The sequence below is a fragment of the Streptomyces sp. NPDC006339 genome, from assembly GCF_040612775.1.
Taxonomy (GTDB): domain Bacteria; phylum Actinomycetota; class Actinomycetes; order Streptomycetales; family Streptomycetaceae; genus Streptomyces.
This window is the reverse complement of sequence record NZ_JBEXQW010000011.1, coordinates 82,054-100,527: the sequence shown is the minus strand read 5'-3', so window position 1 is coordinate 100,527 and position 18,474 is coordinate 82,054. Positions and strand designations below refer to the sequence as shown.

Genomic DNA, 18,474 nt, shown 5'->3' with positions numbered 1-18,474 from the left:
CTTCCATCCCGACAGTGGGCAACGCGAACCGCCCGACACGTCTCACGGGCCGGGGTCTCCACCCTACGACGCCCCGCCGACACCCGCCGCCGAACGCCACCCCGCCGCCCGCCACCACGACCGGGGCGCCCCGCGCGAGCGGGGCGCCCCGGAGGCCGGCCGGCCGGGTGTCCTAGTCCGTCGCGATCGCGTTCAGGACGTTCATCCGGCCCGCCCGGAAGGCCGGGATCAGGGCGGCGAACAGGCCCACGAAGGCCGAGCCCACGAAGACCCCGATGATCGTCGGCCACGGGATGTCCAGGACGCCCAGGCCCTCCAGGGCCAGGAGCCGCTGGGCGGCCGTGCCCCAGCCCATGCCGAGGGCGAGGCCGAGGAGGGCGCCGAAGAGGGCGATGACCACCGACTCCAGGCGGATCATGCGGCGGAGCTGGCGGCGCGAGAGGCCGATGGCCCGCATGAGGCCGATCTCCCGGGTCCGCTCGACGACCGACAGGGCCAGGGTGTTCACGACCCCGAGGACGGCGACGACGATCGCGAGGGCGAGCAGCCCGTACACGATGTTGAGCAACTGCCCGACCTGGTCCTGGAGGGTCTTCTTGTAGTCGGCCTGGTCGGCGACCTTGTACTGCGGGTAGGGCTTGAGGGCGTCCTTGAGGGCCTGGTAGGCGGCCGCCTCCTGGCCGTCCTTCGCCGTACCGAAGACGATCATGCTGCGGGGCATGCGCTCGTCCGGCAGGTGGCGGGCGGCCGTCGTGATGTTGGTGTACATCATGCCCTTGTCGATGTTGTTGTCGTCGGAGGTGATGGCGGCGACCCGCAGCACGGCCCGCGCGCCGCCGTGGAAGGCGACGGTGAGCCGGTCGCCGACCTCGACGCCGTGCTCGGCGGCGTAGGCGCTGCCGACGGACATGGCGCCCGGGCCGTAGGCGTCGGCGAGCTTCCCGGCGGTGGTGTCGCGGCGCACGTCCTCGGCGTACGTGGGGTCGGCGGCGACCAGGCCGGTCTTCTCGGCCCTGCCGCGCGGGTCGGTGACGGTGGCCTCGACCCACTTGTACTCGGTGACGTGGTCCAGGCCGGGCGCCTTCTCGAGGGCGGCCTGGGCCTGCGGCACGATCGGCTGGCCGTTGGTGGACTGGACGATGAAGTCGGCGCCGACGGACCGGTCGAGTTCCTCGGTGGCCGAGGCCACCATGGAGGAGCCGACCACCGACAGGCAGGCGACGAGGGCGAGGCCGATCATCAGGGCGGCGCCGGTGGCTCCGGTACGGCGCGGGTTGCGCAGCGCGTTGCGTTCGGCCATGCGGCCGACGGGGCCGAAGGCCCGCAGCACGACGGCGCCGAGGACGCGGACGACGCCGCCCGCGAGGAGCGGGCCGATGACGACGAAGCCGAGGAGGGACAGGACGACGCCGAGGCCGAGCCAGAGGGAGCCGGCGCCGGCCTCCTCGGCCCGGGTGGCGGTCCACAGCGCGGCGGCGCCGGCGGCGGTCAGGAGCAGGCCGACGAGGGCGCGCACCTTTCCGGCCCTGCCGTCGGCGGGCGTGCCGGCGTCGCGCAGGGCGGCCATCGGGGAGACCTTCGCGGCCCGGCGGGCGGGGACGAAGGCGGCGAGGACGGTGACGACGACGCCGAGGACGAGGCCGACGGCGGGGGTGGTCCAGCGGACGGTGAGGTCCTGCGTGGACAGCTCCATGCCCATCGACGTCATGATCTCCATCAGGCCGACGGCGAGGCCGACGCCCGCCGCGACGCCGGCGAGGGAGCCGACGACGCCGAGGAGCAGGGCCTCGACGAGCACCGAGCGGTTGATCTGTGTGCGGCTGGATCCGATGGCCCGCAGGAGGCCGATCTCGCGGGTGCGCTGGGCGACCAGCATGGAGAAGGTGTTGACGATGAGGAAGATGCCGACGAGGAAGGCGATGCCGGCGAAGCCGAGCATGGCGTACTTCATGACGTCGAGGAAGCCGGCGACGTCCTCGCGTCCGGCGTCGGTGGCCTCCGCGGCGGTCTGCAGCTTGTAGCCGGAGCCGAGCTTCGCGGCGATGTCCGCCTTCAGCGCCTCGTCGCTGACACCGGGTGCGGCGTCGACGCTGATCTGGGTGAACAGGCCCTCTTTGCCGAGCAGTTCGCGCTGCGCGGTGGCGGTGTCGTACCAGACGACGGTGGCGCCGGGGTTGGTCACCTTGAAGGCGGCGATGCCGGAGATCCGGGCGGTGAAGTCGCCGGTGACGGCGATGGTCCGCAGCTCGTCGCCGATCTTCAGGTGGTGCTTGTCGGCGGTGGCCTGGTCGACGAGGACGTCGGTGGGGCCGCGCGGCTCGTGGCCGGAGGCGATCTCGACCGAGCGCAGCTCGTTGGGCGACCAGTTCCCGGCGATGGTCGGGGCGCCGGAGGTCGGGCCGATGTTCTCGTCGCGGGAGTCGACGACGGTGACGGACATCGACACCACGCCGCCCTGGACGGCGCGGACGCCCGGGACGCTCCTGACCTGGTCGGCGACGGAGGCGGGCAGGCTCGCGGGGCGGCCGTTCTGCGGTATCTCGTCGTTCGCGGCGGCGTCCTTCGGACTGACGGTGACGTCGGACGCGGTGGTGGCGAAGAGCTTGTCGAAGGTGGTGTTCATGGTGTCGCTGAACACCAGGGTGCCGCTGACGAAGGCGACGGAGAGGAGGACGGCGACGGCGGAGAGCGCCATGCGGCCCTTGTGCGCGAGGAAGTTGCGCAGGGAGGTCTTGAGGACGGTCATGACGTACGCCCCCGGGCGTCGAAGTCGGGGGTCTGGGGGTGTCCCCCGGAAAAGAGGAGCATCCGGTCGAGGACCTGCTCGGCGGTCGGCGCGTACATCTCGTCGACGATCCGGCCGTCGGCGAGGTAGAGGACGCGGTCGGCGTAGGAGGCGGCGACGGGGTCGTGGGTGACCATGACGATGGTCTGACCGAGCTCGTCGACGGACTGCCGCAGGAAGCCGAGGACTTCGGCGCCGGCGCGCGAGTCGAGGTTTCCGGTCGGCTCGTCGCCGAAGATGATCTCGGGCCGGGCGGCGAGCGCGCGGGCCACGGCCACGCGCTGCTGCTGGCCACCGGAGAGCTGGGTGGGCCGGTGCTTCAGGCGCTCGCCGAGACCGACGGTGTCGACGACCCGGCGCAGCCACTCCTGGTCGGGCTTGCGGCCGGCGATGTCCATCGGCAGCGTGATGTTCTCCAGGGCGTTCAGGGTGGGCAGCAGGTTGAACGCCTGGAAGATGAAGCCGATGCGGTCGCGCCGCAGTCGGGTCAGCTTCTTGTCCTTCAGACCGGTGATCTCGGTGTCGCCGAGGAAGATCTGACCGCCGCTGACGGTGTCGAGCCCGGCGAGGCAGTGCATGAGGGTGGACTTGCCGGAGCCGGAGGGCCCCATGATCGCGGTGAACCGCCCGCGGGCGATGTCCACGTCGACGTGGTCCAGGGCGACGACCCGGGTCTCCCCGGTGCCGTACGCCTTGACGACCTGCCGCGCCCGCGCGGCGACGGCCGTCCGCTCTCCCGTGTCCCCCTGGGCGGGGACGCTCACAGCCGAAGTCACGGTATGTCTCCTATGGATGCGTAGAGGTGGGCGCGGTCGATGCCCGCGTTCGAGTCTGGCCGGGGGCGGGGGCCGGGGCACTGGTGCCTGGCGCAGTCTTCGCCCTGGGGTTGTCCGTAAGAACAAGCTAAGGACAGCGGGTGCCCCGCCTCGTCCTCCGCCGGGACGAAGAGCCCCTGGGCTGTATGGGGGAGGCACCCCTAGGGGTTTCTCCTCCCCCGGTCCGAGTGAGAGGCTGATCCGGGCGCACTTAGATGTACGAAGCATCCGATGGGGTCGGGGAGAGGGGCGGGGCCGGATGGCCGAGGCGACCACGAGGAGGGACGCGGCGAAGACGGGCGCCACACGGCGCGGGCCGGTCGTCGCCGCCCTGATGCTGGGCATGGCGCTCGCCGCGCTCGACGGCACGATCGTGGCCACGGCCGTGCCGCAGATCGTCGGTGATCTGGGCGGCCTGTCGGTCTTCTCCTGGCTGTTCTCCGGCTATCTCCTCGCCGTGACCGTGACGCTGCCGGTGTACGGGAAGCTCAGCGACACCTTCGGCCGCAAGCCGGTCCTGATCGCCGGCATCGTGCTCTTCCTCGTCGGCTCCCTGCTGTGCGCGTGCGCCTGGAACATGGGCTCGCTGATCGCCTTCCGGGTGGTCCAGGGCCTGGGCGGCGGCGCCCTCCAGGGCACGGTCCAGACCCTCGCCGCCGACCTCTACCCGCTGAAGGAACGTCCCCGCATCCAGGCCCGGCTCTCCTCCGTGTGGGCCACCTCCGCCGTGGCGGGCCCGGCGGCGGGCGGCCTGCTCGCGGGGTACGCGGACTGGCGCTGGATCTTCCTGATCAACCTGCCGGTGGGGGCGGCGGCCCTGTGGCTGATCGCCCGTCACCTGGTGGAACCGGGGCGGCCCGTGGGCGACGGGGCGGGTCCCGTACGGGAGGGGCCGGGTCCCGTACGGGAGGGGGCGAAGGCGCGGGCCGGGGCGCGGCCGCGGGTCTCCGTCGACTGGGCGGGCGCCCTCGCCATCTTCGCCACCGGCACCCTCCTGCTCACGGCGCTCGTCCAGGGCGGCGTCGCCTGGCCCTGGCTGTCCGCGCCCTCGCTCGGGCTGTTCGGCGGCGCGGCGGCGCTCGCCGCGCTGACCGTCCTCATCGAGCGGCGGGCCGCCGAACCGATCATCCCCGGCTGGGTCTGGCGCCGCCGCACCATCGCCGCCGTCAACCTCGCCCTGGGCGCGCTCGGCCTGCTCATGGTCGCGCCGACCGTCTTCCTGCCCACGTACGCGCAGGCCGTGCTCGGACTCGGCCCGATCGCGGCCGGGTTCGTGCTCTCCGCCATGACCCTGAGCTGGCCGGTGACGGCCGCCCTCTCCAACCGGGTCTACACCCGCATCGGCTTCCGCCAGACCGCCCTCCTCGGCATGGGCCTCGCCCTGCTGGTCCTGCTCGCGTTCCCGCTGCTGCCCTTCCCCGGCGAGCCGTGGCAGCCCGCGCTGCTGATGCTGCTGCTCGGCGGGGCGCTCGGCTTCTTCCAGTTGCCGCTGATCGTGGGCGTCCAGTCGACCGTCCCGTACGAGGAGCGGGGCACGACCACCGCCTCCGTCCTCTTCGTCCGCCAGGTCGGCCAGAGCGTCGGCGCGGCCCTGTTCGGCGCCGTCGCCAACGGCGTCCTGGCCGCGCGGCTCGGCGGAAGCGGAAACGGGGACGGCAGCGGAAGCGGAAGCGGAAACGGAAGCGGCGAAGCCGGCGGGGGCGCTGATCTGGACGGTCTGGTCCGCGCCCTGGAGACCCCCGGCGCGCTCACCGGCCCGGCCGCCGACCATCTGCGCCGGGCGGTCGACGCGGCCGTCGACTACGTCCACCTGGGCGCCGCGGCCGCCGCCGCCCTCGCCCTCCTCGTCCTCCTCACCCTCGCGCCGCGCCGCTTCCCCGTCCTCCCGGACGAGGAAACCCGCAGCCAGGAGACGGGACCCCCTCGGGCACGAAGAAGCTGAGGTTGATCCGGGCGCCGGGCGCGGCCACCGGTTCCGCGAGGCAGGTGGCGAGCCGGCCGGGCCCGTGCAGGGCGTGCCGTACGGGCAGCTCGGACCCGTCGGCGTGCGGAAGCGGGGCCGAGGCGCAGACCCGGTAGAGGGGGCCGGCCACCGGGTCGGCGAGGAGGTCGCGTTCGAGCCGGGCGAGGGCGGGGTTGCCCCTACGGGTCCGCACGGCGTGCCCGAGGTGCGGCATGACCGCCGGCGCCCACCGGGTCTCCCAGTCCACGAGCGCCTCGCCGCGGATCTCGGGGTCGAGGAACAGCGCCCGCATGATGTTCGCGGGAGCCCGGCCGCCGGGGAAGAAGAGCCGGAACTCCTCGTTGTGGGCGATGACGTTGAACTCCACGTCGCTCACGTACGCCAGCGCCCCTCCCACCTCGTCGAGCAGCCGCTGCCAGATCCCGGCGATGTCCATCCCCGAGCTGCTGTGCAGGGTGCAGGACGGGTTCTCCTTACGGGTCAGCTCCCACAGGAAGGTCCACTCCTGCTCGCTGAGCTCCAGGACCTGCGCGACCGCGGTCAGGAACTCGCCGCTGGGGCGGGCGAGCCGGCCGTTCTCGAAGCGGTTGTACGTGCCCCGGGCCCGCGTCAGCAGCTCGTCCATCTGCTCCTGGCCGAGGCCGGCGGCCCGTCTGCCCGGCCCCGGCAGACGTGGGGGAAACCCCTTGGTCACGGGGTCGATCGCGGCCCTGCGCGCGTGCAGGAGCTCCTTCAGGGCGCTTCGTTCGGCGGCCGAGAGTCGCATGGTCATCCCCCGTTGTGGCGCCGCTCGCGGCGGCGGAAGCAGGCACGGTCGGTCGGACGGTCGGTCCTATTGTCTGCACTTTCCTTCCGTGGAAAGGCGGATCGCGAACCGCGAGACTCCTGCCATCGGGCACACCCCCACGATGCGGCGGCACCGTCCACGGCGGCGAGCGAGGGCGGCTGCCCGGCCGGGACGCCACCCCGTGAGCCCCGCGACGGGACCGACGGCCGGACCGGAGCCCCTGTGAGCCGGGGCTCCGTGCCGGCCGTCGGTCCCGTCGCCCCCGCCGACACCTCCCCCGCCCAGGGGGCCCCGGCTAGTCGTCCCCGGCGTCGTCCCCGGCTGCGGCCCCGTGCCCCTCACCCTCGGGCCCGCCGTTCCCGGCCTCGGGCCCGGGCTTCTCCGCCTCGTGCCCGGGCTTCTCCGCCTGCGGTCCGCGCCGCTCGCCCTCCGGCTTCTCCCCCGCGGGCTCCTCGGTCGCGGCGGTGGGCGACGGGCCCGCCACGCGGCCCGTCAGGGCGGCCAGGGAGTTGCGGATGTGCTCCATGTGGGAGTGGATCTCGTCCCGGGCCTCCTCGTGCACCCGCAGCACCCGCTCCGTCTCGCGCTCGATCCGCTCCCGCTTCAGGCGCGCCTCCGCGAGCAGTTCGGCCGCCTTCGCCTCGGCGTCCTCCTGGCCGTGCCGGGCGGCCTCCTCCGTCCGGGCCAGGGCACGCCGCTCCTCCGCGAGCCGGGCCTCCGCCCCGGCGATCAGCTCGGCGAGCCGGGCGTCCAGCTCCGCCTCGGCCGCCTGCGCCGCCCGCTCCGCCTCGTCCCGTACGGTGCGCTGCTCGTCGCGCTGTGCCGCGAGCAGCTCCTCCGCGCGGCGGGCCTGCTCCTCCGCGTACGCGCGCGCCGCGTCCCTGGCGCCCTCCGCGTCCCGGCCGGCGACCGTGCGCAGCTCGCGGGCGCGCCCCTCGGCCCGCTCCAGGGTCGCGCGGGCCGCCTCATCGGCCGCCGTGCGCAGCCCCTCCGCGTAGGCGCGGGCCGCCTCCTCCGCCTCGCGGGCGGCGGTGTCGGCCGCCTCGGCGAGGGCCTGTGCCTCGGCCTCCGCGGCCCGTACCAGCCGCTCGTCCTCCTGCTCCGCGAGCTCCAGGATCCTCTGCGCGGCCTCGCCGAGGGACTCGTAGCGCTGCGGCTTCAGGCCCGCGACCACCTCGCGCAGCCGGGCGAGCTCCTCCTCCATCTCCTCGACGCGGACGGTGAGCCGCGCGGCCCGCTCCCGGGCGCCGTCGCGCTCCTCGGACAGCGCGGCGAGGAAACTGTCGACCTGCTGCGGGCGGTATCCCCGGCCCCGTCCGACCGCGAAACTCATCCGTGACGCCCCTTCCTACGAGCCCGCTCGCTGACCTGTACAGGATGCGTCATAAGAACGGACAAAAGGCGCCCGACGTGAACACACGCCGAGCGCCTTAGGTCACATTCCGTCGGGGGCGAGCTACAGCAGCCCGTCCCACATCTGCTCGAGCAGCACCGACCACCAGTTCTCCGGCGACGCCAGCGCCGCCGGGTCCAGCATCGCCAACTGCGCCTGGAAGTCGACGGTCCAGCGACCCGCCTGCTCCGGGTTGAGCCCGAACCGCAGCCGCCACATCCGGCCGAGCAGCGCCAGGCAGCGCACGAACTCTGGCAGCCCGGTGTTCACGAACTGCGGCGGCACCGGCTGCCCGCCGGGACCGGCCTCCACCGGTACGGCGACGATGTGCGCCGTCCCGTACTGGACGCAGATCGCCCGGCCGAAGTCCGAGCCGAGCACCAGGTACGAACCGGCGTCCGGGGCCGGCTGCACCTGGCGCTGCGCGGCGAGCTCCGCGAGCGTCGGCACCACCGGCATCGCCGGCTGCGCCCAGAAGAACGGCCCGAAGTCGGCCGGCAGACCCGCCCACACGAGCGTGACCGCCACCAGCTCCGGCACACCCTGCCGGGACACCGCCCGCTGGTCGAAGCGCAGGATGCCCGGGCCGAACGCCCCGGCCAGCTCCTGCGCCACCCCGTCCGGCGGCAGCGGCGGCACCGGCTGCACCTGCGGCAGCGGCGCCCGCACCGGCGCGGGCCGCGCCGGGCCGTCCGCGACCTGGTGCAACTCGCCCTGGTGCGTCAGGAGTTGCCGCATGCCCTGCTGACGGCCGGCGTGATCCCGGCCGTACGGCGCGATGTTGGTGATCCGCGCCTGCGGCCAGGTCTCCCGGATCATCCGCGCGCAGTAACCGCCCGGCAGCTCACAGGACTCCAGCTCCGTGTGCAGTTCGAGCACCTGCTGCGGCGGCACGTTCATGGCGCGCAGCTCGTGCAGGATCTGCCACTCGGGGTGCGGGGTGCCCGGCGCGGAGCGGCGGATGATCTGCTGCTCCGAACCGTCGGGCGCGCGGTAGCGCAGCACGGCCTGGTAGCCCGGGCCCACCGTCGGCATGCCCGTCGGCTGCGGCTGCGGATACCCGTACGCGGGCCCGGGGCCGGGAGCGGGCGCCGGCGCGGATACGGGCGCGGGCGCGGGCCCCGGCGGCGGAGGCGGCCCGGCGGGACCGCCCGGGCCCGGGTGGGCCAGCATCGTCGCCGCGTGCGCCACACCGCCCGGCGGCGTACCCCCGCCGGCACCGGGCACGCCCGGCGGCGGAGGCGGGGGCGGAGGCGCCATCGGGCCGCTCTGACCGCCCTGGCTCGGGTGGGCCAGCATCGTCGCGGCGTGCGCCACACCGCCCGCCGGCGTACCCCCACCGGCACCGGGCACGCCCGGCGGCGGAGGCGGAGGCGGCGGGGCCATGGGACCGCTGTGACCCGGCTGACCGGGCACACCCGGCGGGCCGGGCGGGGCGGGCTGACCGGCCTGGCTCGGGTGCGCCAGCATCGTCGCCGCCTGGTGCACGGCGGGCGCCGGCGGAGGCGGCGGCGCCGGCGGGCCGGGAGGCTGCGGGCCGTCGGGCCCGAGCTGCGACACCAACTGCGTCCGCACATAGCCACCGGGCGGCGGCGTCTGCGCCTTGCTGGTCGCCGCGTCGGCGATGTCGGCGGCCCCGGGCGCGGACGGCACGGAAGGAGCGGGAGGGGCGGGGGGAGCCGGCGGCGTCGCCGGAGGGGTCGAGGGGGCGGCGGGAGGGGACGACGGCGCGGGCGGAGCCTGCGGGCCGCCCTGGCCGAACATGCCGTCCGCGTCCAGCCGCGGCGCGATCGCGGTCGGCGGCAGCGCGCTGCCGCCCTTCATCAGCGCCGTGGGAGCGTCCGGCCCCACCGCCGGCGGCGGCGTGTCCTCGTCGTCCGCCCCCGAGAGCGGCGGCGCGAACACCGTCGCCGGCAGCGGCACGGCCCCGTCGGCCCCACCGGCACTGGCGTTGGCGTCCGCCCAGGGGCTCTGCGCGGGCACACCGTCCGAAGCGGTCGGCTCGTGACCGTCCTCAGCGGCACCGGCCGCCGGAGAGGCGGCGGGCGAAGCCGCCCAAGGCGCGGCCGACACCTCCGGCGCGGCCTCGGCGGCACCGTCTCCCACGGGGGCCGCCCCCGAAGACACCGCACCACCGGCGGGCGCACCGGAAGCGTCCTCCGGCTCGGCGACCCGCGCCGGCGCGTCGGCAGCGGAACCGGCCCCGGCCCCGGCCCCGGCGGAGCCGTCCACGGGCGCAGCCGCGCCCGAACCGGCCTCCCACGGCGGGGTCGACACCTCGGGCACGACGTCCCCGGCGGAGCCCGTAGCGACGGAGCCCGTACCGGCGGACGACCCGTCGGCGGCCGACGGCCCGTCGGAAGACGAGGTTCCGCCGGAAGACGAGGTTCCGCCGGAAGACGGGGTTCCGTCGGACGCTCCTGTGGTGGACGGCCCGCCGGAAGCGAGGTCCGCGGCCACCGCCCCGGCACCGGGCGCCCCGGCCGGCGAAGCCTCCGGCGCCGACACCGGCTCCGGGGCGGACGCCGGCTCCGCGGCCGGGGACGCGACCGCCGCCGATCCCGCCGGCACCGCCGACGGCACAGCCTCGGGCAGCGCACCCGCGGGAGCCCCACCCTCACCGGCCCCGCCCGCGCCCGGCATCGGCAGCGGCGGCGTGTGCGACGCCGACTCCGGCGACGCGTCCGCGGCCGCCTGGGACGCGTTCGAGCCCACCGGCGGAAGGCCGATCTTGTCCGCCGCCTCCTGGAGCCACTCCGGCGGGCTCAACAGGAACGACGTCTGATTCAGGTCCACCCGCGCCGCCTGCGCCGGAACCGGCGCCGCCGCCTCCGCGGCCGCCGCGCCGTACTCCTCCTCGTACCGGCGGATCACCTCACCCACCGGCAGCCCCGGCCACAGCGTCGCCTCACCGCTGTCCCGGGCGATGACCAGACGCTGCCGGCCCCCGTCCGGGGTCGGCGCCTCCTCACGGTCCTCCGCCCACACCACGAACCCGAGACCGAACTCCCGCACCCGCACCTCACGGTGCAGATACGCCGGCACATCGCCGTTGATCCACTCCTCGGCGCGCTCCTGCGCCTGCGCGAACGTCACCACTGCCAGCTCACTCCCCCACCGGGACCACGGGCACGGCACGCGCGAAGCCACCGTCCACCATCAGATTCGCCACCGTCTCCAGCTCCGGCGGACTGCCCGCCAACCGCTGCAGGAACGCGTCGAAGTCCTCACCACAGGGCAGCAGCAGCCGCTCCACCCGTTCGTTCACCGTCCAGCCGGCCGCCACCTCGCCGCCGTCCCGCGCGTCGTCGTACGCGCAGAACCACACCGAACCGACCGCCTCGCCCTTCACCTTCACCGCGAGCAGACCGCCCTGCACGAAGGCCACACCCAGGAAGTCCTTCGTCAGGTGATCACGGAGGCACTTGTTGACATAGACCAGGTCATTGACCCCCGCCTCCTCCCGCACCGTGAAGAACGGCTGGTCCACCAGCAGCCCCAGCTCCGCGTCCAGCGCCGTACCCACCGGCGCGCACCCGCCCGCCGCCTTCAGGAACGAGCGGTACGCGCCCGGCAGCCGGTAGCCCAGGTCCTCCTCCACGCCCTGCACCTGCAGCTCCGACACCGACGCCCCGCGCTTCGGCAGCCCGAAGTGCACCGGCCGGGTCTCCTGCAGCGGCCGCGTCCCCCGCTTCGACTGATCCACCGACGTCGCCGTCGCCACCCCGCCGTGGTGCCTCAGCAGCGCCTTCACCTCGACCGGAACCAGCTCCAGACGCCGCGTGTGCGCCACGTGGTGCCACGTCCAGCCGTGCGGCGTCGCCACCGCCGGAATCGTGTCCCACAGCTCGTGGCCCGTCGCGGCCAGCGCCGCGTTCGCCGACACGTAATCCGTCAGGCGCAGTTCGTCGACCCCGAAACCCTCCGGAGGATCGGCGATCTCCACCGCCGCCCGCGCGTACGGAGAGAAATCCGGGTAGCCGCGCTCGTCCACCCGCACCCCTCGGGGATGACGGGAGGCCCGGACCGGGTCCGGGAAGTGCACGACCTGCCCGGCGTACGCCGCGTTCGGCGGCACGGTGTCCTGGCCGAGCCGACCTGTCGTCATGGCGGTTGCCCCCTGAGTGGCTTTCTACTGGCTGGTCCGCACAGCCTAAGCGGTGCCACAAGGCCCCGACCCGGCACGATGCGCGCATCCCGCCCACGGTGACCAAGTGTCACGACGGCATGACAGCACCGCCATGGTTCCGACACACCGAACGCACGATTACGCGCCCCAGCTTCCCCATCCGGCACCGCGTTTGGCAGGCTGTTCACGCAACTCGGGGGATTGCAGGAGGGGAAGACACGCACCATGCACGCAAGCACGACACCGGCACCACCGCCCACACAGGGTGACCCACGCCTCATCTGGGGCAGCGACGCCGACACCCACCGCGCCCCCTTACTGCGACACCGCCGCGACGGAATCCTGCCCACCGTCGGCGCGGCCCTCTCCGTCCGCGGCGAGACGCTCACCTGCACCGCCGCCCGCGGCGACCTGCCGCCCGCCCTTCACCCGCTCGTCCAGGACTTCCTCGACACCCTCACGAGCGGCCAGCGCGAACGCTTCACCGGACGCTGTCCCGAGGCGATCCTGCTCTCCCGGCACCTCACCGCCGCCGAGAACGCCCGCTCCAAGCGAGCCCAGCGCAAACCGCTCACCCACAGCGAGGCCCGCCGCTCCCTCAAGCACGCCAAGCTCACCGCCCGCCGCATCCGCGAGGACGGCGACCCGCTGCACGGCAGCTACGCCGCACCCTGCCGCTCCTGTACGGCGATGCTCGCGCACTTCGGAGTGCGCACCGTCGACCCGACCACCGCCCAGAACGGCTGAACCCGACCCGCATGCCCGATCTCAACAGCACCCGCTTCCCCGTGAACGTCGACGCCGCCCTCCGCGAGGCCGGCTGGCAGCCCGGCCGCTGGGACATCAAGCTCGCCGAACAGTGGGCCGACACCCTCCGCGGGCACGTCTCGCCCGCGGGGCACCGCCACACGGTCTTCCCCGCCGTCGTCGAGGCGTGGGCCGAGTTCGGCGGCCTGCGGGTCGCCTCCCCCGGCCACGGCCGGCAGATAGCGCCCGCGACCGTCCGCTTCGACCCCCTCGCCGGGCTCCACCTCGCCCGCACCCTCGGCGACCTCGGCCGCGCCCTCGACACCGAGCTGGCCCCGCTCGGCGAGGAGACCGACGAGGGTGAGCAGCGAGCCGTCCTCGCCATGGACATGGAGGGACGGGTCTACAGCGTCGACCACACCGGCGACTGGTACCTCGGCCGCGACATCGACGCGGCCCTGTCCACCCTGATCACCGGCACCCAGCCCACCCGCCTCGTCCAGGGCCCGTAGGGATCCTGGAGGTCCCAGGGGCCCAGGCCGTCCCAGGGGCCCTGGTGCCTGGTGCCCTGGCGGGGTCCGTACGGTCCGTACGGGCGCTCAGGCCGTGCTCAGGACGTCGCCGGCTCCGCCGCCTCCGCCGACCGCGCCTCCACCGGCAGCACCGCACTCACCCGGAAACCACCCGCGTCCGTCGGCCCCGACACGAACACCCCACCGAGCCGGGACACCCGCTCCCGCATCCCCACCAGACCGTTCCCGCCGCTCGGCAGGTCCGCGTCCGCCACCCCCGCGGCCGACGGACCGTTCTCCACCTGCATCGCGACCTCCGCCTCACGATGCGCGAGCCGCACCACGACCTCCGCACCCGCCGCGTGCTTGTGGACGTTCGTCAGCGCCTCCTGGACCACCCGGTACGCGGTCTGCTCCACCTCCGCCCCGTACCGCCGCCGCTCCCCCGTCACCACGAGCTCCACCACCACACCGGCCTGCCGCGACTGCTCCACCAGCGCCTCCAGGGCGTCCAGACACGGACCGCCCTCCGCCGCGGCCGCCTCGGCGGCGGCCGCCGCCGCACGCCCCACGGCGGCCAGCGGCACGGCGGCGGACGGACCGGAGGGAGCGGACGGCGGGGGGGAACCGGGCGGCGCGGAGGTCGCGGAGGGGCTCGGCACCTCCTCCCGCAGCACCCCCAGCATCTCCCGCAGCTCCGTCAACGCCTGCCGCCCCATGTCCCCCACCAGCGCCGCGTTCCGCACCGCCTTCTGCGGATCCTTCAACGCCACCGCCTGCAAGGCCGCCGCGTGCACCACCATCAACGACACCCGGTGCGCCACCACGTCGTGCATCTCCCGCGCGATCCGCGTCCGCTCCTCCTGCCGCGCCCACTGCGCCCGCTGCTCCGCCCGGTCCGCCAGCAGCGACAGCTCCTGCTCCAGACTGTCCGCACGCTCCCGCAACGACTCCATCAACCGGCGCCGTGCGCCTATGTAGAGACCGAACAGCACCGGCGGGGCGTTCAGGCCCAGCGTCATGAAGATCGACACCACGGGCACGTACCAACCGCTGGGATCGAAATCCGGCTGCCCGGCGTCCGCCTGCGCCACGTCCTGGCGCATCCGCACCACCGTCACGACATAGACGGCGACCGTCGACATCCCCGCCAGCGCCGCCGTATAGCGCCGGGGAACCTCCGAGGCGGCCAGCGAATAGAGACCGACGATCCCCATCAGATAGCCCATCTCGGCCGGCGTCACCGCGATCGAGACGAGCACCACCGTGATCGGCCACCGCCGCCGCACCAGCAGCACCGATCCGACCACCAGCCCGAACAGCACCCCCACCGGCACCGGCAGCGACGCCTGCTCCGCGAACCCGACCCCCTCGAGCCCGCACTCCAGGGCGGACACGACGGCCAACGCCCCGTCCAGCACCACACTGCGCCGTCTCCCCCACCACCACCAGCTCCGACGGGCCACCTGCGTGCCCGCCGCGTCCTGGTCTGCCCCCGTTGCGGTCATGCCTTCCACCCTACGGTCGAGGGCCACCGATTTTCCCGCCTCCCACCGCCTCCGCGGCGCGACGCCGTCCCGCCCTCCGCATTCGCGGAAGTGCCGACCTGTACCGTCGCATCGAGGGTGTCTGGTGCGGCATAGTAGGGGCTGCCTCCGCAAGGGTCCGAGGAAATCGGACACAAGGGGCATGCGATCCCGGATCGTCTAAAGGTAGGACAAACGGTTTTGGTCCGTTGAATGAGGGTTCGATTCCTTCTCCGGGAGCCGCTCGGTTCGGGTCCCGACCTCTCAGGTCGGGACCCTTACTCATGTCCGGCCCGGTACCCCCCGGTATCCTTCGGAAGTCCACCACCCGAAAGCCGAAGGGCATTCCCGTGAGCGCCAACCGCCCGGCCGCCGTCGTCGTCCTCGCAGCGGGTGAGGGCACCCGCATGAAGTCGAAGACTCCCAAGGTTCTGCACGAGATCGCCGGGCGGTCGCTCGTCGGGCATGTCGTGTCCGCCGCTCGTGAGCTGGAGCCCGAGGACCTGGTCGTGGTCGTGGGGCACGCGCGGGAGCAGGTCACGGCGCATCTCGACGCGCACTACGCGGGGACCCGGACGGCCGTGCAGGAGCAGCAGAACGGCACGGGGCACGCGGTGCGGACGGCGCTGGGCGAGCTGGGGCGGGCTCCGGAGGGGACCGTCGTGGTGGTGTGCGGGGACACGCCGCTGCTGTCGGGCGAGACGCTGCGGGCGCTGGCCGCGACGCACGCCGCCGACGGCAACGCGGTGACCGTGCTGACCGCCGAGGTGCCGGACTCGACCGGCTACGGGCGGATCGTGCGGGACGCCGGGACCGGTGCGGTGACGGAGATCGTGGAGCACAAGGACGCCACGGACGAGCAGCGGGCGATCAAGGAGATCAACTCCGGGGTCTTCGCGTTCGACGGTGCGCTGCTCGCGGACGCGCTGGGGAAGGTGCGGACGGACAACAGCCAGGGTGAGGAGTACCTCACGGACGTGCTGTCGATCCTGCGGGAGGCCGGCCATCGGGTGGGTGCGTCGGTCGCGGCGGACCACCGGGAGATCCTGGGCATCAACAACCGCGTGCAGTTGGCGGAGGCCCGTGCGCTGCTGAACGCGCGGCTGCTCGAGCGGGCGATGCTGGCGGGCGTGACGGTGGTGGATCCGGCGTCGACGTTCGTGGACGTGACGGTGACGTTCGAGCCGGACGCGACGGTGCTGCCGAACACGCTGCTGCTCGGTGCGACGCATGTCGCCGAGGACGCCGTGGTGGGTCCGAACTCGCGGCTGAAGGACACCAGGGTCGGCCGGGGCGCGCGGGTGGACAACACCGTGGCGGACGGGGCCGTGGTGGGCGAGGGCGCCTCCGTGGGGCCGTACACGTATCTGCGTCCGGGGACGGATCTGGGCGCGCGCTCCAAGGCGGGTACGTATGTGGAGATGAAGAACGCCGTGATCGGTGAGGGGACGAAGGTCCCTCATCTGTCGTACGTCGGTGATGCGACGATCGGCGAATTCACGAACATCGGTGCGGCGAGTGTCTTCGTGAACTACGACGGTGAGGCGAAGCACCACACGACGATCGGCTCTCACTGCCGTACCGGTTCGGACAACATGTTTGTGGCACCCATCACGATCGGGGACGGCGCCTACACCGCTGCCGGGTCCGTCATCACGAAGGATGTGCCGCCCGGTTCGCTGGCCGTGGCCCGTGGCCAGCAGCGGAATATCGAGGGTTGGGTGGCTCGGAAGAGGCCGGGGAGCGCCGCGGCGCAGGCCGCTCAGGCCGCCAGTGAGAAGTCCGCCGGCGAAAGCTGACCGGAAACGAGTACGTCGAAGTCGGCGTACCGTGATACGTGCACACAAATTCGGCTGGCTCGCACGCGCGCACGGGAGCGCGGGGTTTTTGCGGCCAGAGAACCCGTCGAGGAGACAGTGCTGTGACCGGGATCAAGACGACCGGCGAGAAGAAGCTGATGCTCTTCTCCGGCCGCGCCCACCCCGAGCTGGCCGAGGAGGTCGCACACCAGCTTGGTGTCGGCATCGTGCCGACCAAGGCTTTCGACTTCGCCAACGGTGAGATCTATGTCCGCTTCCAGGAGTCGGCTCGCGGTGCGGACTGCTTCCTGATCCAGAGCCACACGGCTCCGATCAACAAGTGGATCATGGAGCAGTTGATCATGATCGATGCTCTGAAGCGGGCTTCGGCCCGGAGCATCACCGTGATCATTCCGTCGTACGGCTATGCCCGTCAGGACAAGAAGCACCGCGGGCGGGAGCCGATCTCGGCGCGCCTGGTGGCCGATCTGCTGAAGACGGCGGGTGCGCACCGCATCCTGACCGTGGACCTGCACACGGACCAGATCCAGGGCTTCTTCGACGGTCCGGTGGACCACCTGTCGGCGCTGCCGGTGCTCGCGGACTACGTGGGTGCGAAGGTGGACCGTACGAAGCTGACGATCGTGTCTCCGGACGCGGGTCGTGTGCGGGTGGCGGACCGCTGGTGCGACCGTCTGGACGCGCCGCTGGCGATCGTGCACAAGCGGCGTGACAAGGACGTCGCCAACCAGGTGACGGTGCACGAGGTCGTCGGTGACGTGGAGGGCCGTGTGTGCGTCCTGGTGGACGACATGGTCGACACGGCGGGCACGATCTGCGCGGCCGCGGACGCCCTGTTCGCGCACGGTGCGGAGGACGTCATCGTGACGGCGACGCACGGCATCCTGTCCGGCCCGGCCGCCGACCGGCTGAAGAACTCGAAGGTGAGCGAGTTCGTCTTCACGGACACGCTGCCGGACCCGAGCTCGCTGGAGCTGGACAAGATCACGGTGCTGTCGATCGCGCCGACGATCGCGCGCGCGGTGCGTGAGGTGTTCGAGGACGGTTCGGTGACGAGCCTCTTCGAGGAGCAGTGAGCTTCACCGGCTGACGGCTGAGGGCTGCCGACTCACGGCTGACGGCTGAGGGCTGAGGTAAGGGCCGCTTCCCCTGGGAGGCGGCCCTTACGCGTGCTCCGGGCGGCGGCCGGCCGCCGGCCGCCGCCCGTGATCCATTTGGGCGGTTCCGGCGCGGCCGCTAGACTGTCGTGGTTGCTCGGCGAGGGAGGCCGACCCGTCACGGGTCCGGCGGTCCGTTATCGACGCGCTCTTCGTAGCAGGCCATCGCCAGTCGTGGCCGGGTGACAGTCGCATCCGTCACCACCCATACGAGGAGTGCACATGTCCGAGGTCAAGCTCGCCGCTTCCGTCCGCACGGAGTTCGGCAAGGGCGCCGCCCGCAAGATCCGCCGTGACGCCAAGGTTCCCGGTGTCCTCTACGGCCACGGCACGGAGCCGGTCCACCTCACCCTCCCGGGTCACGACCTGACGCTGGCGCTGCGTACGCCGAACGTCCTGCTGTCCCTGGACATCGAGGGCCGCGGCACCGAGCTGGCCATCCCGAAGGCCGCCCAGCGCGACCCGCTGAAGGGCTTCCTCGAGCACGTCGACCTGCTCCTGGTCAAGCGTGGCGAGAAGGTCACCGTCGAGATCGTCGTCGAGACCGAGGGCGACCTGGCCCCGGGTGCCTTCCTGGTCGAGAACGTGCTGAACACGCTCTCCGTCGAGGCCGAGGCCACCCACATCCCGGAGTCCGTCACGGTCTCCATCGAGGGCCTGTCCGCCGGTGACTCGATCCACGCCAAGGACATCGCGCTGCCGAAGGGCACCACCCTGGTGACCGACCCCGACGCCGTCGTCATCCAGATCCTGGCCGCGCAGGCCGAGGAGCCGGCCGCCGACGCGGGCGAGGGCGAGGGCGCCGAGGCCTGAGCCGTAGGCTCTGCCTGACGTGACGGG

General features: G+C 73.3%; 13 protein-coding genes and 1 tRNA gene. 7 read left to right on the top strand and 7 right to left on the bottom strand.

The annotated features are described in order from the left end of the window. Positions 1-172: 172 nt before the first annotated feature. Positions 173-2,746 carry an FtsX-like permease family protein gene (locus ABZ135_RS11525; RefSeq protein ID WP_356694302.1) on the bottom strand — a complete coding sequence of 858 codons (2,574 nt, stop codon included), beginning with the start codon at positions 2,744-2,746 and terminating at the stop codon, positions 173-175. Then, entirely contained in the window at positions 2,743-3,561 is an 819-nt protein-coding gene (locus ABZ135_RS11520; RefSeq protein WP_356694300.1) for an ABC transporter ATP-binding protein, read from the bottom strand. The genes ABZ135_RS11525 and ABZ135_RS11520 overlap by 4 nt, the downstream gene beginning before the upstream one ends. Positions 3,562-3,859: 298 nt before the next feature. Here ABZ135_RS11520 and ABZ135_RS11515 point away from each other — a divergent pair, with 298 nt between their 5' ends. After that, on the top strand, positions 3,860-5,542 hold the full coding sequence (locus ABZ135_RS11515; RefSeq protein ID WP_356694298.1) for an MFS transporter: 1,683 nt from the start codon (positions 3,860-3,862) through the stop codon (positions 5,540-5,542). On the opposite strand, the gene ABZ135_RS11510 is transcribed toward ABZ135_RS11515, so the two are convergent. From ABZ135_RS11510 to ABZ135_RS11495, 4 genes are all read right to left on the bottom strand, one after another. Further along, entirely contained in the window at positions 5,454-6,329 is an 876-nt protein-coding gene (locus ABZ135_RS11510) for a helix-turn-helix domain-containing protein (RefSeq protein ID WP_356694296.1), read from the bottom strand. The two genes, ABZ135_RS11515 and ABZ135_RS11510, sit on opposite strands and share 89 nt — an antisense overlap. A gap of 316 nt (positions 6,330-6,645) precedes the next feature. Continuing rightward, complete coding sequence (locus ABZ135_RS11505; protein WP_356694294.1) at positions 6,646-7,683, bottom strand: cellulose-binding protein; 1,038 nt, start codon at positions 7,681-7,683, stop codon at positions 6,646-6,648. A gap of 123 nt (positions 7,684-7,806) precedes the next feature. After that, positions 7,807-10,842: an SUKH-4 family immunity protein gene (locus ABZ135_RS11500; protein WP_356694292.1), complete on the bottom strand. Its 3,036-nt coding sequence runs from the start codon at positions 10,840-10,842 to the stop codon at positions 7,807-7,809. Positions 10,843-10,849: 7 nt separating this feature from the next. Beyond that, entirely contained in the window at positions 10,850-11,851 is a 1,002-nt protein-coding gene (locus tag ABZ135_RS11495; RefSeq protein WP_356694290.1) for an HNH endonuclease, read from the bottom strand. Between the two features lie 246 nt (positions 11,852-12,097). Between ABZ135_RS11495 and ABZ135_RS11490 the strand changes: the two genes are divergently transcribed. Continuing rightward, the gene (locus ABZ135_RS11490) at positions 12,098-12,619 is read left to right on the top strand and encodes a YwqJ-related putative deaminase (protein WP_356694288.1); all 522 of its coding nucleotides are present in this window, start codon (positions 12,098-12,100) and stop codon (positions 12,617-12,619) included. An 11-nt stretch (positions 12,620-12,630) separates the two neighbouring features. After that, positions 12,631-13,131, top strand: coding sequence for an SUKH-3 domain-containing protein (locus ABZ135_RS11485; protein WP_356694286.1), 501 nt, complete (start codon positions 12,631-12,633; stop codon positions 13,129-13,131). Between the two features lie 98 nt (positions 13,132-13,229). Here the strand turns inward: ABZ135_RS11485 and ABZ135_RS11480 are convergent, their stop codons facing one another. Then, a complete protein-coding gene (locus ABZ135_RS11480) occupies positions 13,230-14,639 on the bottom strand; it encodes a histidine kinase (RefSeq protein ID WP_356694284.1) in 1,410 nt (469 codons plus the stop codon). A 187-nt stretch (positions 14,640-14,826) separates the two neighbouring features. On the opposite strand from ABZ135_RS11480, the gene ABZ135_RS11475 reads away from it, so the two are divergent. The 4 genes from ABZ135_RS11475 (at position 14,827) to ABZ135_RS11460 (ending at position 18,447) form a co-directional block, all read left to right on the top strand. Continuing rightward, positions 14,827-14,897 (top strand) — tRNA-Gln (locus ABZ135_RS11475). A gap of 110 nt (positions 14,898-15,007) precedes the next feature. Further along, positions 15,008-16,456: a bifunctional UDP-N-acetylglucosamine diphosphorylase/glucosamine-1-phosphate N-acetyltransferase GlmU gene (glmU, locus tag ABZ135_RS11470; protein WP_356694282.1), complete on the top strand. Its 1,449-nt coding sequence runs from the start codon at positions 15,008-15,010 to the stop codon at positions 16,454-16,456. A gap of 122 nt (positions 16,457-16,578) precedes the next feature. After that, the gene (locus ABZ135_RS11465) at positions 16,579-17,553 is read left to right on the top strand and encodes a ribose-phosphate diphosphokinase (RefSeq protein WP_345487602.1); all 975 of its coding nucleotides are present in this window, start codon (positions 16,579-16,581) and stop codon (positions 17,551-17,553) included. A gap of 303 nt (positions 17,554-17,856) precedes the next feature. After that, positions 17,857-18,447 carry a 50S ribosomal protein L25/general stress protein Ctc gene (locus tag ABZ135_RS11460; RefSeq protein WP_356694280.1) on the top strand — a complete coding sequence of 197 codons (591 nt, stop codon included), beginning with the start codon at positions 17,857-17,859 and terminating at the stop codon, positions 18,445-18,447. The last annotated feature ends 27 nt before the right edge of the window (positions 18,448-18,474 follow it).

Bases quoted from the DNA above. Each gene is read 5' to 3' on its own strand.
- ABZ135_RS11525 (WP_356694302.1), bottom strand. From the start codon at position 2,746: ATGACCGTCCTCAAGACCTCCCTGCGCAACTTCCTCGCGCACAAGGGC.
- ABZ135_RS11515 (WP_356694298.1), top strand. From the start codon at position 3,860: ATGGCCGAGGCGACCACGAGGAGGGACGCGGCGAAGACGGGCGCCACA.
- ABZ135_RS11510 (WP_356694296.1), bottom strand. From the start codon at position 6,329: ATGCGACTCTCGGCCGCCGAACGAAGCGCCCTGAAGGAGCTCCTGCAC.
- ABZ135_RS11505 (WP_356694294.1), bottom strand. From the start codon at position 7,683: ATGAGTTTCGCGGTCGGACGGGGCCGGGGATACCGCCCGCAGCAGGTC.
- ABZ135_RS11495 (WP_356694290.1), bottom strand. From the start codon at position 11,851: ATGACGACAGGTCGGCTCGGCCAGGACACCGTGCCGCCGAACGCGGCG.
- ABZ135_RS11490 (WP_356694288.1), top strand. From the start codon at position 12,098: ATGCACGCAAGCACGACACCGGCACCACCGCCCACACAGGGTGACCCA.
- ABZ135_RS11485 (WP_356694286.1), top strand. From the start codon at position 12,631: ATGCCCGATCTCAACAGCACCCGCTTCCCCGTGAACGTCGACGCCGCC.
- ABZ135_RS11480 (WP_356694284.1), bottom strand. From the start codon at position 14,639: ATGACCGCAACGGGGGCAGACCAGGACGCGGCGGGCACGCAGGTGGCC.
- ABZ135_RS11460 (WP_356694280.1), top strand. From the start codon at position 17,857: ATGTCCGAGGTCAAGCTCGCCGCTTCCGTCCGCACGGAGTTCGGCAAG.